Source organism: Streptomyces sp. NPDC096324 (assembly GCF_044763015.1).
GTDB lineage: Bacteria > Actinomycetota > Actinomycetes > Streptomycetales > Streptomycetaceae > Streptomyces.
This window is the reverse complement of the sequence record NZ_JBIWFK010000003.1, coordinates 677,254-690,883: the sequence shown is the minus strand read 5'-3', so window position 1 is coordinate 690,883 and position 13,630 is coordinate 677,254. Positions and strand designations below refer to the sequence as shown.

General features: G+C 74.0%; 14 protein-coding genes. 6 read left to right on the top strand and 8 right to left on the bottom strand.

The features are described 5' to 3' along the window. Positions 1 to 47: 47 nt before the first annotated feature. Positions 48 to 977, bottom strand: coding sequence for a sirohydrochlorin chelatase (locus ACIQ7M_RS10360; RefSeq protein ID WP_403642032.1), 930 nt, complete (start codon positions 975 to 977; stop codon positions 48 to 50). Between the two features lie 210 nt (positions 978 to 1,187). Between ACIQ7M_RS10360 and ACIQ7M_RS10355 the strand changes: the two genes are divergently transcribed. From ACIQ7M_RS10355 to ACIQ7M_RS10345, 3 genes are all read left to right on the top strand, one after another. Continuing rightward, positions 1,188 to 1,901: a vancomycin high temperature exclusion protein gene (locus ACIQ7M_RS10355; protein WP_403642029.1), complete on the top strand. Its 714-nt coding sequence runs from the start codon at positions 1,188 to 1,190 to the stop codon at positions 1,899 to 1,901. Positions 1,902 to 2,019: 118 nt separating this feature from the next. Beyond that, the gene (locus ACIQ7M_RS10350) at positions 2,020 to 4,323 is read left to right on the top strand and encodes a molybdopterin oxidoreductase family protein (RefSeq protein WP_403642026.1); all 2,304 of its coding nucleotides are present in this window, start codon (positions 2,020 to 2,022) and stop codon (positions 4,321 to 4,323) included. Between the two features lie 364 nt (positions 4,324 to 4,687). Next, complete coding sequence (locus tag ACIQ7M_RS10345) at positions 4,688 to 4,921, top strand: twin-arginine translocation signal domain-containing protein (protein ID WP_355764990.1); 234 nt, start codon at positions 4,688 to 4,690, stop codon at positions 4,919 to 4,921. On the opposite strand, the gene ACIQ7M_RS10340 is transcribed toward ACIQ7M_RS10345, so the two are convergent. Further along, complete coding sequence (locus tag ACIQ7M_RS10340; RefSeq protein WP_403642022.1) at positions 4,906 to 5,370, bottom strand: gamma-glutamylcyclotransferase; 465 nt, start codon at positions 5,368 to 5,370, stop codon at positions 4,906 to 4,908. The genes ACIQ7M_RS10345 and ACIQ7M_RS10340 overlap by 16 nt on opposite strands. Continuing rightward, entirely contained in the window at positions 5,367 to 5,693 is a 327-nt protein-coding gene (gene cutA / locus ACIQ7M_RS10335) for a divalent-cation tolerance protein CutA (RefSeq protein WP_355764984.1), read from the bottom strand. The genes ACIQ7M_RS10340 and cutA overlap by 4 nt, the downstream gene beginning before the upstream one ends. Positions 5,694 to 5,878: 185 nt before the next feature. Here cutA and ACIQ7M_RS10330 point away from each other — a divergent pair, with 185 nt between their 5' ends. Beyond that, positions 5,879 to 7,522, top strand: a complete 1,644-nt coding sequence (locus ACIQ7M_RS10330) for a M4 family metallopeptidase (protein WP_403642018.1) — start codon at positions 5,879 to 5,881, stop codon at positions 7,520 to 7,522. A 119-nt stretch (positions 7,523 to 7,641) separates the two neighbouring features. Here the strand turns inward: ACIQ7M_RS10330 and ACIQ7M_RS10325 are convergent, their stop codons facing one another. Beyond that, a complete protein-coding gene (locus ACIQ7M_RS10325) occupies positions 7,642 to 8,241 on the bottom strand; it encodes a dihydrofolate reductase family protein (protein WP_403642015.1) in 600 nt (199 codons plus the stop codon). 539 nt (positions 8,242 to 8,780) lie between these two features. On the opposite strand from ACIQ7M_RS10325, the gene ACIQ7M_RS10320 reads away from it, so the two are divergent. After that, positions 8,781 to 9,299: a hypothetical protein gene (locus ACIQ7M_RS10320; RefSeq protein ID WP_355769067.1), complete on the top strand. Its 519-nt coding sequence runs from the start codon at positions 8,781 to 8,783 to the stop codon at positions 9,297 to 9,299. Between the two features lie 170 nt (positions 9,300 to 9,469). Continuing rightward, a complete protein-coding gene (locus ACIQ7M_RS10315; RefSeq protein WP_403642012.1) occupies positions 9,470 to 10,093 on the top strand; it encodes a class F sortase in 624 nt (207 codons plus the stop codon). Between the two features lie 64 nt (positions 10,094 to 10,157). Here the strand turns inward: ACIQ7M_RS10315 and ACIQ7M_RS10310 are convergent, their stop codons facing one another. The 4 genes from ACIQ7M_RS10310 to ACIQ7M_RS10295 all read right to left on the bottom strand — a co-directional run bounded on the left by ACIQ7M_RS10310 (position 10,158) and on the right by ACIQ7M_RS10295 (position 13,527). Next, positions 10,158 to 10,940 carry a sulfite exporter TauE/SafE family protein gene (locus ACIQ7M_RS10310; RefSeq protein WP_403642009.1) on the bottom strand — a complete coding sequence of 261 codons (783 nt, stop codon included), beginning with the start codon at positions 10,938 to 10,940 and terminating at the stop codon, positions 10,158 to 10,160. Positions 10,941 to 11,032: 92 nt separating this feature from the next. Then, on the bottom strand, positions 11,033 to 11,680 hold the full coding sequence (locus ACIQ7M_RS10305; protein WP_386977576.1) for a response regulator transcription factor: 648 nt from the start codon (positions 11,678 to 11,680) through the stop codon (positions 11,033 to 11,035). Between the two features lie 20 nt (positions 11,681 to 11,700). Next, the gene (locus ACIQ7M_RS10300; protein ID WP_403642005.1) at positions 11,701 to 12,999 is read right to left on the bottom strand and encodes a sensor histidine kinase; all 1,299 of its coding nucleotides are present in this window, start codon (positions 12,997 to 12,999) and stop codon (positions 11,701 to 11,703) included. Between the two features lie 30 nt (positions 13,000 to 13,029). Further along, positions 13,030 to 13,527, bottom strand: coding sequence for a hypothetical protein (locus tag ACIQ7M_RS10295; RefSeq protein WP_403642002.1), 498 nt, complete (start codon positions 13,525 to 13,527; stop codon positions 13,030 to 13,032). Positions 13,528 to 13,630: the final 103 nt, after the last annotated feature.

The following is a 13,630-nucleotide window of genomic DNA, read 5'->3' as shown; positions in this document are numbered from 1 at the left end:
CGGGGGCGGGGGCGGCACGGTGCCGGGCGCGGGGAGACGCGCCGGGTTCAGGCCGGGATCAGGGTGCGCTCGGGGGCGGACTCGGGGGCGGCCACGGCCTGGTCGTAGCGGTGCAGGACGAGGCGGGCCATCGCCGGGTGGTCGCCCAGCGGTTCGGCGCAGATCCAGGGGGCCTCCTCGGCGACCTGCGTGGCGAAGCGGCCGGGGGCGGTGAAGTACGAGGCGACGGCGATCCGGTGGCGGCCCCGGGCGGCCAGCGAGCGCACCGCGGCGGTGACGGTGGGCGCGGCGGCGGAGGCGTACGCCGGGACGACCGGGACGCCGAGGCGTTCGGCGAGCATCTGGGCGGTGCGGCGGGTGTCGGCGGCCGAGTCCGGGGCACGGGACCCGGCGGAGGCGAGGACGACGGCGCTCGCGCGGCGGCCCGCGTCGCTCATCCGGGTGCGCCATCCGGCCTCGATCAGGCGGGCGTAGAGGGTTTCCACGAGCAGCGGGTGGGGGCCGAGCGGGCCGGCGACACGGGCGTGCAGGCCGGGGACGGCGGCGGCGGTCTCGGGGATGTCGCGCCGGACGTGGTAGCCGCGGCCGAGCAGCAGCGGCACGAGGACCGTGTCCTGCCGGCCGGCGAGGGAGGCGAGCGTGTCGGCGAGGAGGGGCTCGTTCAGCTCGATGTGTCCGAGGTGCACGTCCAGGTGCGGGCGCAGCTCACGGACACGTTCGATCAGGGTCCGCACGGTGGCGAGCGCGCGCGGGTCGCGGCTGCCGTGGGCGACCAGAACGAGGGCGGGCGGTTCCGGACGGCGGGTGCCGTCGGGCGCGACGAGGGCGAGCCGGCTGCCGAGCTGGCCGGCGATCCGGTTCATGAGCTGCGCCGCGGTGCCGAGACCTTCGATGGGGCCTTCGACGTGGGCGCCGCGGGGCGGCGGGCCGCCGAAGCGGTGGGGGAACGCGTCGCGAGCGGGGTTCGAGGCCGTCATGGGTCGATCCTGACGGCGGCAGGTTGCCGGGCCGTTGCGTGGGCGTCACGGGTGTTTTCCAGTGGTTCACGGACCGGTGGAGGCACGGTGTGAGGGGCCCTCACCTGCGGCTCTCTCCTGCCCGCCGGCCGGAGGTCGGCGCGTCGGGGTGAACCGGACGGCCCTACGATGCGTCTTCGTCCGTGTGACGATCTCTGGGGGACATCGACCATGCCGCGTCTGAAGCGTCCGAGCCCGCGCGGACCGCGACGGCTCCGTCTGCCGTCGCTGCCGCGCACGCGCCGCGCCCAACGGCGGGCCGTGCAGACGCTGATGGTGCTGTGCGTGCTTGCGCTGCTCCCGGCGACCTGGCTGCACGTGTCGACGGGCGACCGGCTGCGGACGACGGCGGACGCCCCGCGCACCGAGGTCGCGATCGTCTTCGGCGCGGGGCTGTGGGACGGCGAGCCGTCCCCGTATCTCGCCCACCGCCTGGACGCCGCGGCGAAGCTGTACCGGGCCGGCCGGATCGAGGTGGTCCTGGTCACCGGCGACAACAGCCGCGAGGACTACGACGAGCCGGACGCGATGCGCGCCTACCTCACCGCGCACGGGGTGCCCGCCCGGCGGATCGTCAGCGACTACGCCGGCTTCGACACCTGGGACTCCTGCGTCCGCGCCCGGAAGATCTTCGGCGTGCACGAGGCCGTCCTGATCAGCCAGGACTTCCACATCCGCCGCGCTCTCGCCCTGTGCCGGACGGCGGGCGTGCGCTCGTACGGAATCGGCGTGGCCGCGAAGCACGACGTCACCTGGTACTACGGCAACACCCGGGAGATCTTCGCGGCGGGCAAGGCCGCGCTGGACGCGGTGTTCGAGCCGGACCCGCATTTCCTCGGCCCGAAGGAGCACGGGGTGAGCCGGGCCCTGGCGGCGGCCCGCTAGCCGAGGAGGTCCCCTCCGGGAGATCTCACCGCGGGCCCGGCGTGGGCGGGAGATGTCCGCCCCGGTGGCGTAACGCCCGCCTCCCCGGCGTGTAACACGCCCGCCGCAGGCTGGGGCCATGACGGCCCCCGTGACGCCCACCCACTGCCCGTACTGCGCCCTGCAGTGCGGGATGAACCTGACGCCCGCTCCGGGCGGCGGCGTCGCGGTGACCGAGCGCGCGGACTTCCCGGTCAACCGGGGCGCGCTGTGCGGCAAGGGGCGGACGGCGCCCGCGCTGCTGTCGTCCCGGGTGCGGCTCACCTCGCCCCTCGTCCGCACCGGAGGCGTCCTGCGGCCCGCGGGCTGGGACGAGGCCCTGTCCCGGACCGCCGAGGGGCTCGCCCGTGCACGCGCGGACCACGGGCCGGACGCCTGCGGGGTGTTCGGCGGAGGCGGACTGACGAACGAGAAGGCCTACACGCTCGGGAAGTTCGCCCGTGTCGTCCTCGGTACCTCGCAGATCGACTACAACGGACGCTTCTGCATGTCGTCCGCGGCGGCGGCCGGTGTCAGGGCCTTCGGTCTCGACCGGGGGCTGCCCTTTCCGCTGGAGGACGTCCCGCGGACCGGCTGTGTGGTCCTCGTCGGCTCCAATCTCGCCGAGACGATGCCGCCCGCGCTGCGGTTCGTCACCGAGCTGAGGGAGAACGGCGGCACCCTGATCGTCGTCGACCCGCGCCGCACCCGCACGGCCGAGCAGGCGGACCTGCACCTGGCACCGCGTCCGGGGACGGATCTGGCGCTCGCGCTCGGGATGCTGCACCTGGTCGTCGCCGAGGGGCGTACGGACGCGGAGTACATCCGGGACCGTACGAGCGGCTGGGAGGAGGCGCGGGCCGCGGCGATGGCGCACTGGCCGGAGTACGTGGAACGGATCACGGGGGTGTCCGTTCCCGAACTCCGCGCCGCCGTGCGGATGTTCTGCGAGCCCGAGAACGCCATGGTCCTGACCGCGCGCGGGCCCGAGCAGCAGTCCAAGGGCACCGACACCGTGAGCGCGTGGATCAACCTCTGTCTGGCCACCGGGCGTTCGGGGCGGCCGTTGTCCGGATACGGCTGTCTCACCGGACAGGGCAACGGGCAGGGCGGGCGCGAACACGGCCAGAAGGCCGACCAGTTGCCCGGCTACCGCAAGCTCACCGACCCGGCGGCGCGGCGGCACGTGGCCGAGGTGTGGGGCATCGACCCCGCCACCCTGCCCGGACCCGGGCGCAGCGCGTACGAACTCCTTGACGCGATGGGGACGGACATCCGCTCCCTGCTGCTGATGGGGTCGAACCCGGTGGTGTCCGCGCCCCGCGCGGCGCACATCGAGGGACGCCTGAAGTCGCTGGACTTCCTCGCGGTCGCCGATGTCGTCCTCTCCGAGACCGCCGCGCTCGCGGACGTCGTCCTGCCGGTCGCCCAGTGGGCGGAGGAGACGGGCACGACGACGAGTCTGGAGGGCCGCGTGCTGCTGCGCCGGCGCGCGCTCAGCCCTCCCGAGGGGGTCCGCAGCGACCTCGAGGTGCTGCACGAACTCGCCGCGCTCCTCGGCGTGGAGAAGGGTTTCCCGACCGACCCGGAGGAGGTCTTCGAGGAACTGCGCCGGGCGAGCGCGGGGGGCCCGGCGGACTACTCGGGGATCACCTACCACCGACTGGCGAAGGAGAACGGGGTGTTCTGGCCCTGCCCGGCCCAGGAGGCCCCCGGCCGTGCCGAGGAGACCCCGGACGCGGGCCCGGTGGCCCCGGAGACCGCGCCGGGCCGGGGCGGGCCGACGGCCCCGGCCCGGGGTCCCGGACAGGGCGGGGCGGGCCCCGAGGGCACCCGCCCGGACGCGGATCCGGCGCTCCCGCACCCGGATCGGGTGGCCGCCGGCCCCTTGGTGGGCGACCCCATGGACGGCGGCGCCGGCTCCGGTGGTGGGGTCCATCCGGGCACGCCCCGCCTCTTCCTCGACCGGTTCGCCACCGAGGACGGCCGGGCGCGGTTCGTTCCCGTGTCGCACCGGCCCGTCGCCGAGGAGCCGGACGACGAGTACCCGGTGCTGCTGACCACCGGACGGGTGGTGGCCCAGTACCAGTCGGGGGCGCAGACACGGCGCGTCGACGAACTGAACGCCGCCGCGCCCGGCCCGTTCGTGGAGATGCATCCGCGGCTGGCGGAACGGCTCGGCGCGGCGGACGGGGACGCCGTGACGGTGGTGTCGCGGCGCGGCCGGGCCGTGGCGCCGGCCCGGCTCACGACCGCCATCCGCCCCGACACCGTGTTCATGCCCTTCCACTGGCCCGGGGAGGGCCGCGCCAACACGCTCACCAACCCGGCGCTGGACCCGGTCTCCCGGATGCCGGAGTTCAAGGCGTGCGCGGTACGGGTGGAGACGGCACCCGAGGCCTGACGCCTCACCCGGCACGGGGGCGCCCCGGTTCCCACCGGGCGCGCCATGGTTCCCCGTCGTGCCCGGGGCGGGCGCACCTCGGTTCCCCGTCGTGCCCGAGGCGGGCGCACCTCGGTTCCCCGTCGTGCCCGGGGCGGGGGCACCGCGGTTCCCCTCGTCTCGGGGCGGGCGTATCGCGATCCTTGCCGCGCCCGGGGTGAACTCGCCGTCGTCCCCGCCACGGCCGGGGTGGACACGCCGTCGTCCCCGCCGCGGCCGGGGCGGACACCCGCCCCGGCCCTCGCCGCGCCCGGTGTGCACCCGTGCGGGTGGCCGTTCCGTGCGCCCCCGGAGGTGGGACCGTTTCCGCCCCTAGGGTGCGGCCATGGCCGACCGCGACTTGACCCGACGACGTGTCCTCGCGCTCAGCGGGGCGGCCGTCGGCGCCGCCCTGGGCATCGGACTCAGTTCCTGCTCGACGAAGGCCCCCGAGCCGGGCGCGCACCCCGGCTCGGGGTCGACGGACGCACCCGGACCCGCCCGGAAGTCGGGCTCCGGCTCGACGGAAGGTCCCGGACCCGCCGGGCGGTCCGGGCCGGAGGGTCAGGACGCCCGCTGACCGCGCCAGTCGCCGTCCTCGATCAGCTCGCCGCCCGAGCGCAGACGGGCCGCCACCGCGGGCGCCGCGACGTACACCCACGTCCGCACGACCGTGACGCCGTCCGCGCGCACGGCGTCCCGGGCGACCCGCTCGTACAGGCTGGTCGCGTCGCCCGGCACGTACTCCTCCAACTCGTCCAGCTCCGCGAGGAGTTCCTCGTACGCCCCGGGCCGCGCGGTCACGATCTCGCCGCGCACCGCGCCACCGGGCTCGTCGACGGCGTACGGGTATCCGGGCCCGGCGTACAGCACGAGCCCGCACATCCGTCCGGGCTCCTCGGAGCGGGTGCGGCCACGCAGGAACAGGTCGTGGTTGTGTTCGCCGGGCCGCAGGGTGCCGTAGACGAAGAAGGGCAGCTCCCCTTCGCCCGGCGGCGACCCCGCGCCGAAGGGGTCGACGGGGTTCAAGGGGCCGTCTCCTCCTCCAGCCAGCGCAGGTAGTCCGGGCTTCCCGCCACGACCGGGGTGGCGATGATCTCGGGTGTGTCGTAGTCGTGGGCGCCCAGGAGGTACTCCTCCAGCGCCGGGTAACGCGCGGCGGTCGTCTTGAACTGGACCCTCCACTCGGCGGCCGTCTCCACGGCGCCCTGCCAGCGGTAGACGGATGTGACCGGCCCCGAGATCTGGGCACAGGCCGCGACCCGCGCCGCCACCGCGCCCCGGGCCAGCGCTTCCGCCTTCTCCGCCGCGTCCGTCGTGGTCAGGACGGCCAGGCAGGCCGGCAGTTCCATGAGTGCCTCCATTCGTGAGGGTACGGAAACGATTCTCGCCGCATCCCGCACGCACCCGGTCGCCTCTATGGACATGACATGTCATGCACCTTTAAATCGGAGCGGATTTCCGTGCCTCCCCACAGGCCCTCTCCCCCACGCCCTCCCCCACGCGCCTCCCCCGAGGCACCTCCCCAAGGAGACCGATGAGTCGAATACGGCACATCCGCGGTTCCTCTCTCGCCACCGCAGGCGCCGCCGTGACCACGGCCACCCTGCTGGCCGCCGCGCTCGCCCCGGCCGCGAACGCCGACAGCGCGCCGACCCGGGCGACCGCGATCGAGAACGCGGCCTCGGTGCTCGCGGCCCACGCCGCGAACCTGGGTCTCACCTCGGCCCAGGACACCACCGTCCGGGACGTCGTCGTCGACAAGGACGGCACCCAGCACGTGCGCTACGACCGGACCTACCGCGAACTCCCCGTGCTCGGCGGCGACTTCGTGGTCCACCTGACACGGGACGGTTCGTACCGCGGGGCCGACCGCGCGACACCGAAGGCGATCTCGCTGGCCGGCGTCACCCCGGAGCTCTCCGGCGCGAAGGCGGCCGCCCTCGCGGTGAACGCGCTGCGCGCCGCCAACCCCGGCGAGACGCTGAAGAAGGTCACGGCCAAGCCGCGACTGGTCGTCGACGCCCTGCACGGCACTCCGCGGCTCGCCTGGCGCACCGACGCGGTGGGCCAGGACGGGCTCGGCAACCCGGTCGCGCGCACGGTCCTGACCGACGCCCGCACCGGCGCGCGGATCGACGCGTGGGACAGCGTCGAGACGGCGACGGGCGACGGCAACTCCCTCTACGGCGGCACGGTTCCGCTGGAGACGACCGCGTCCGGATCGGCGTACCAGCTCAAGGATCCGACGCGCGGGAACACGTACACGGGCGACGCGGCGAACAAGACGGACCTGTGCATCTTCGGGATCTGCATCAGCCGTGCGCCCGCGACGCTCTTCACCGACGCCGACAACCACTGGGGCACGGGCACGGCCTCAGACCGCTCCTCCGCGGCGGTGGACGCGCAGTACGGTACCGACGCGACCTGGGACTACTACAAGAACGTCCACGGCCGCAACGGCATCGCGGGCGACGGCAAGGGCTCGTACAACCGCGTCCACTACGGCAAGAACTACAACAACGCCTTCTGGGACGACAGTTGCTTCTGCATGACGTACGGCGACGGTGACGGCTCGACGTTCGGACCGCTGGTCGCGCTGGACGTCGCCGGGCACGAGATGTCGCACGGGGTGACCTCGAAGACGGCCGCGCTGACGTACTCCGGCGAGTCCGGCGGTCTGAACGAGGCGACCTCGGACATCTTCGGGACCATGGTGGAGTGGTACGCGGGCAACGCCTCGGACCCCGGGGACTATCTGATCGGCGAGAAGATCGTCCGCCCGGGCTTCGGCAAACCCGCCCTCCGCTTCATGGACAAGCCCTCCAAGGACGGCAACTCGGCCGACTGCTGGAGCAGTTCGGTCGGCAACCTCGACGTCCACTACTCGTCCGGCGTCGCCAACCACTTCGCCTATCTGCTCTCGGAGGGCAGCGGGGCGAAGACCGTGGGCGGCGTCGCCTACGACTCCCCCACGTGCAACGGGGCCACCGTCACCGGCATCGGCCACGACAAGGTCGGCAGGATCTGGTACCGCGCGCTGACGGTCTACATGACCTCGTCCACGAAGTACGCGGGAGCGCGCACCGCCACGCTGAACGCGGCCAAGGACCTCTACGGGGCGGGCAGCGCCGAGTACGCCGCCGTGGCCGCGGCCTGGTCGGCGGTCTCCGTGGGCTGACCCCGCGCCCGACGCCTTCCGGCCTCTCCGGCCACGGGGAGTTCCCGGTCGCCGTGGGCAGGCGCCGTCAGGTTCGCCTGCCCACGGCTCGCCATGAGCATGTCCGTCTCCGGCGGGTCCTAGTCCTCCCGCACCGGCCGGTACACGCTCACCTCCGCACCCGTCTTCGCGGTGACGGTGGAAACGTGTTCGAGCGCGCGTTTCATCCCGCCCTCGGGGAAGATCGTCTTTCCGCCGCCGAGGATCACCGGCATCCGGATGAGCTGGAGCTCGTCGACCAGGCCCTCCGCCAGCAGGGTGCGGACGAGGGTGGGGCTGCCCATCATCGCGAGGTCGCCGCCGTCGGCCGCGCGCAGCTCACGGATCCGGGCGACCGCCTCGTCGGCCGGGATGAGCGTGGTGTTGTCCCAGGCCGCCACCTCCGCCTCGCCGAGGGTGCCCGAGACCACGTACTTGGGCAGGGAGTTCATACGGTCGGCGAACGGGTCGCCCGAGCGCTCGGGCCACGCCCCTGCCATCGTCTGCCAGGTGCGGCGCCCGAACAGCAGCCCCTCGGCACCGGAGAGCCCGGCCGCGAACGCGCCGCCCACGACCTCCGGGTCGAAGTACGGGTGGGACCAGCCGCCGTGCGCGAAGCCTCCGTCGGTGTCCTCCTCGGGACCGCCCGGCGCCTGCACGACGCCGTCCAGGCTGATGAACTCACTGATCACGATGCGCATGGGACTCGCTCCTCGTCGCTGTCTCGACCACGTCACGCGTTCGCGGCCGTGTCGCGCCCGACCGCGGCACACGTCCGGACCACACCGATGAAGACCGGCGGCCCGCCCGGGAATCATCGCGCCTCCCGGACGCCGTGGTGTGACGCGCCGCACATTCCGGCACACCTCCGAGTCGACGGCCGCGACCGGTCACGCACTCTCCACCCGAGCACCCGAGCACCCGACCGCCGGGCAAGACGGACGGACCGACGGGCGGACGAGCGGACGGGCGGGCGCACCCGGTCACCCATTCACACCCGCGCCCCGCCCCCTTCCGATTCCCGTGCGCGGTACACCGGGCACAGACCGGTGACCTGCCGGAATGCCGGACCCCCCTCCCCCTTCCGGCCGCCCGCCTGACACCCGTTCACATCATTTCTGACACATCATCAGAGAGCGGCCTCGGTCATGTGCCACTTACCTCGGAAGGGCAGGGGTGCGACCGACGCTGCGGCACTTGAGGGTGCCGCGGGCCGCACCCCCTCGGAGGAGCTGGCACGATGCGACGTACGGCCCGTCTGCTGACCGGTACCGCGCTCGCCGTCGCCGTCGCGGGGCTCGCCGCCGCGCCCGTGTACGGCGGGGACACCGGAAGTCTGGAGGTGTTCCCCTCCAGCGTCGTCCCGGGCGCCGACGTCACCGTCAACACGGCCGCGTGCGGCTCGGACGGCACCGCGAGCGGGGACGCCGACGCGGTGGGCGGCGGTACCTTCACGCTCGCCGCCAGCGCGCACGAGCACGACGCGATCGGCCAGTTCCAGGTTCCGCCGAGCGCGCAGCCGGGGACGTACGAGATCGTCGCGACGTGCTCCCACGGCCGGCGCGTCACCGGCGACCTCCTGGTGACGCTGGAAGCCGCGCGCGAGCAGGTCCGGCCGCGCGGGCATGTGGACACGGGTGTCGGCGGCGCGCTGGGCCCCGACCCCGTACAGACCGCGGCGGGAGTGGCGGCGCTGGCCGTCGCCGCCGCGGGCGGTACCTGGCTCCTGCATCGCCGGGCGAGAGGCGACGGGATCTGACGGACACCCTCCGCTGTCCGTCCGCCGGTACCGCCGTCCCTCCCCCTCCGTGGCCCGACGCCCCTCGCGGCCCGGAGGGGGAAGGGACCGGCACTGTCAGCACACCCCCGGCCGCGTCGCGGGCGCCGGCCGGACCCGCTCCGGAAGGGAACCCCCGTGAGGAGGCTCGCGTGCGCCGGGTCAGCAATGCCGTCATAGCGTCGGTCACGGTCGGCGCCCTCTGCTCGGGTGCCTGGCTGCTGAGCCGCGGCACCGAGGCGCACCCGCCGCCCCAGCCGTCCGCGGCGCAGGCGGCGGCCTCCGGGAAACCGGCGCGGTCCGCGGCCCCCTCGATGCCGCACTCCCCGGCGGACCGCATCCGCATCCCCGCCATCGGCGTGGACGCCCCGCTGATCGGCCTCGGCCTCACCCCGCAGGGCAGCCTGGACGTGCCGCCCGCGGAGAAGAAGAACCTGGCCGGCTGGTACGAGGCGGGGACCAGCCCCGGTGAACGCGGCACCGCGATCGTGGCGGGGCACGTCGACAACGCGGAGGGTCCCGCCGTCTTCTACGACTTGGGCTCGCTCCGCAAGGGCAGCACGGTCGAGGTGGACCGGCTCGACGGCAGGACGGCCGTCTTCACCGTCGACGCCGTGGCGGTGTACGACTCCCGTTCCTTCCCCGACGCGAAGGTGTACGGCGCCGCGAACCGGCCCGAGCTGCGGGTCATCACCTGCGGCGGCGGCTACTCGCGGACGACGGGCTACCAGGGGAACGTGGTCGTCTTCGCCCACCTGACGGGCACCAGTCACTAGGGCCTGTCCGGAACGGGCCGGAGCACGGCCGAGGGCGGACAGCACCGGCTCGGGCGCCCCGGGTTCAGGCGAGCCACTGCTGGTACGCCAGGTTCGCCACGAGCGCGAACACCACCGTCAGCAGGACCGCCCGGACGAAGCCGCTGCCCTGCTTGAGCGCGGTCCGCGCCCCGACCATGCCGCCCGCCAGGTTGAACACGGCCATCAGGGCGGCCAGTTCCCAGAACACCGTGCCCTTCCACGCGAAGGTCGCGAGGGCGCCCGCGTTGGTGCAGCAGTTGACGATCTTGGCGGTGGCGGAGGCGGTCACCAGGTCGAGGTGGAGCAGCGCGGTGAGCGCGAGCACGAGGAACGTGCCCGTGCCGGGGCCGATGAGCCCGTCGTAGAAGCCGATACCGAGGCCCGCGAGACCGATCGCGGCGAGGACGCGGCGCGCGCTGACCGGAGTGGTCGGCGGCGCCGTGCCGAAGGCGGGCCGCAGGATCACGAAGGTGCCGACGGCGAGCAGGACGACCATGACGACCGGCTTGAGCACGGCGGTGCTCATCCCGGCCGCGACGAACGCGCCCGCCGTCGAACCGGCGAGGGCCGCGAGGCCGATCCGTACCGCCAGGCGCACGTCCACGGGTGCCTTGCGCGCGTACGTCACGGCGGCGCCCGTGGTGCCGACGATCGCGACCGCCTTGTTCGTGCCGAGCGCGTACGCCGCCGGGGTGCCGGCGGGCAGCCCGAGCAGCATGGCGGGCAGCAGGAGCAGCCCTCCGCCGCCGACCACCGCGTCGATCCAGCCGGCCGCCAGGGCGGCGGCACAGAGCACAAGCATCATGGTCAGCGATATGTCGGGCATGATCGCGACCCTATGGGACGGATGCGTGCGCGCTGCACGGACCCCGGAAGGCTTGAGCGATTCCAGAGGTTCGCCGCGTCGGTTCCGCCGGGTCAGTTCACCGAGTCCAGATACCGCAGGACCGCGAGGACCCGCCGGTGGCCGGTGTCCGACGGGGGCAGGTCGAGCTTCAGGAAGATGTTGGCGATGTGCTTCTCGACGGCGCGCTCCGAGACGGTGAGCGCGGCGGCGATCGCGTGGTTGGTACGGCCCTCGGCCATCAGGGCGAGGACCTCGCGCTCGCGCGGTGTGAGGGCGTCGAGGGCACGGGCCCGGCGGCTCGCGCCGAACAACTGGGAGACGACCTCGGGGTCGAGGGCCGTACCGCCCGAGGCGACCCGCTCCATGGCGTCGACGAACTCACCGATGTCGACGACGCGTTCCTTGAGGAGATACCCGAACCCGGCCGGATTGCCGAGCAGTTGACTGGCGTACGTCGTCTCCACGTACTGCGAGAAGACCAGCACCCCGGTGCCGGGGTGCTCCGCGCGCAGCCGCACGGCCGCCCGGATGCCCTCGTCGGTCTGGGTCGGCGGCAGCCGGATGTCGACGACGGCCACGTCCGGCCGGTGCTCGGCGACCCGGGCCAGCAGGGACTCCGCGTCGCCCACGGCCGCCGCGACCTCGACGCCGCGCAACTGGAGGAGCTGGGCCAGGCCGTCCCGCAGCAGGGCCGAGTCCTCGGCGATGACGACGCGCATGGGGCTCCTGTCCACCGGGGTCAGCAGGGCAGTTCGACGGTGACCACCGTAGGCCCTCCCGGCGGGCTGTCGCAGGCCAGCGTGCCGTCGACGGTCCGCACCCGGGCCAGCAGACCGGTCAGGCCCGAGCCCGCGCCGATCACCGCTCCCCCGCGGCCGTCGTCGCGCACGCTCAGCCGCAGGAATCCGTCCCGGGCCGTGACCGTGACGCTCGCCCGCGTGGCCATGCCGTGCTTGGTGGCGTTGGCGAGGAGTTCGGCGGCGCAGAAGTAGGCGATCGACTCCAGTGCCGGAACCGGCCGCGTCTCGATGGCGGCGCTCACCTCGACGGGCAGCGCGCTGTCGGCGGCGAGGGTGGCCAGTGCCGTGTCCAGACCCTGGTCCAGTACGGGCGGATGGATGCCCTTGACGAGATGGCGCAGGTCGGCGATCGCCTGCCGGGCGTTGCCCTGCGCGGTGTCGACGACGGCGAGCAGCCGGTCGGCGGGGGCGCCGGCTCCGATCAGCTCCCTGATCATGGTGAGGTGCATCGCCAGGCCCACGAGCCGGGCCTGCGTGCCGTCGTGCAGGTCGCGTTCGATGCGGCGCAAGGTCGCGGCGGCGTCGTCGACGGCCTGGGCGCGGGTCTCCTCCAGGGTGCGGATCCGCCGGTCGGCGGGGTCGGGGCCGAGCAGCGTGGCGATCCAGGACCGGTGCGGGGCGAGCGCCTGGCGCAGCAGCCAGGCGGCGCTCGCGAGGAGCAGCAGTCCGAGGGCCACCGGGACGATCCAGCGCGGCCAGGTGTCGACCTGGAATCCGAAGAACTCCAGCGACACCCGGCGCTCCGTGCCGTCGGCCGCCCGCCGGGTGTCGTAGTTCCAGTGTTCGAGGACGGGGTGGAGGGTGAGCAGGACGCCCCAGACGTAGCCGACGACCACGGCGACGTAGCCGAAGACGGCGGTGAAGGGGGTGGCCAGCGCGCAGGCGACGGCGCGCCAGCCGCTCCGGTCGGCCAGCAACGACCGCCGCCAGCCGAGTGCCCCGGTGCCGGGGCGGCGCTCGGGTTCTTCGATGCCCATCCCCAACAGCCCTCGCGCCAGAGCGCGTTGGAGCTTGCCGAGGGCGAGTGCCCCGCGCACGGTGACGGCGATCAGCCACAGCCCGAGGGTGGTCACGGACAGCGCGCCGCCGACCAGCAGACCCACGAGCGTGAGGACGAAGCCGGTCAGGGCGAGCGGGAAGGCGATCAGTGCGTAGAGGAGGACCGCCAGGGCTCGCCGCCCGAAGGGGAAGCCCAGTACGACGCGAAGGCGTCCCGGTACGGCGCGGAGGCGGTTCATGGACCCCAACCTAGGTTCATCTTGGGCGGACTAGGAGAGGAGTGCCGCGGCGAGGCGGAGCTGGACGGCGGCCATGGCGCGGCCGACCCACGGCATGATCAGCAGGAAGCCGACGCCGCCGACGAGGGCGTGGAAGGCCCAGGCTCCGGCGAACGTGGGGCCGCCCCAGGAGTCCGCGTGGTCGGAGCCCGCGCGCAGGGGCCAGCCGAGGTTCATCGGCACGACGAGCCAGCCGAAGCCGGTGCCCACCAGGACCAGAAGGTTGAGGGGCGCCGCGAGGAGCCCGTGGGCGAGACCCTTCAGGGGCGCCCGCGGGTCCGCGCCCACCGGAAGGCCGAGGAAGCGGTGGGCGAGCGCGCGCTGCCACCGGCCGGTCGGCGCCCCGAGCAGCGACAAGGGGACGCAAGCCAGTCCCACGGGTGGCGCCAGCAGCGCGTACGCGACCCGCCGCCAGGTGTCGGCCCTGAACGGCTCGCGAACGAACCGCGGCAGGCGTCGCTCGGACTGGGGTGTGCGGATGGTCGCCATGGTGGGTTCCCTGGTCGTGGGCGGGTGGGGGGCCGAGGTTTCCCGGACAGGAGGGCTGCGTTCCCCGGACTGGGCCGGCGTTCCCGGGACGGGGTCCGATGGC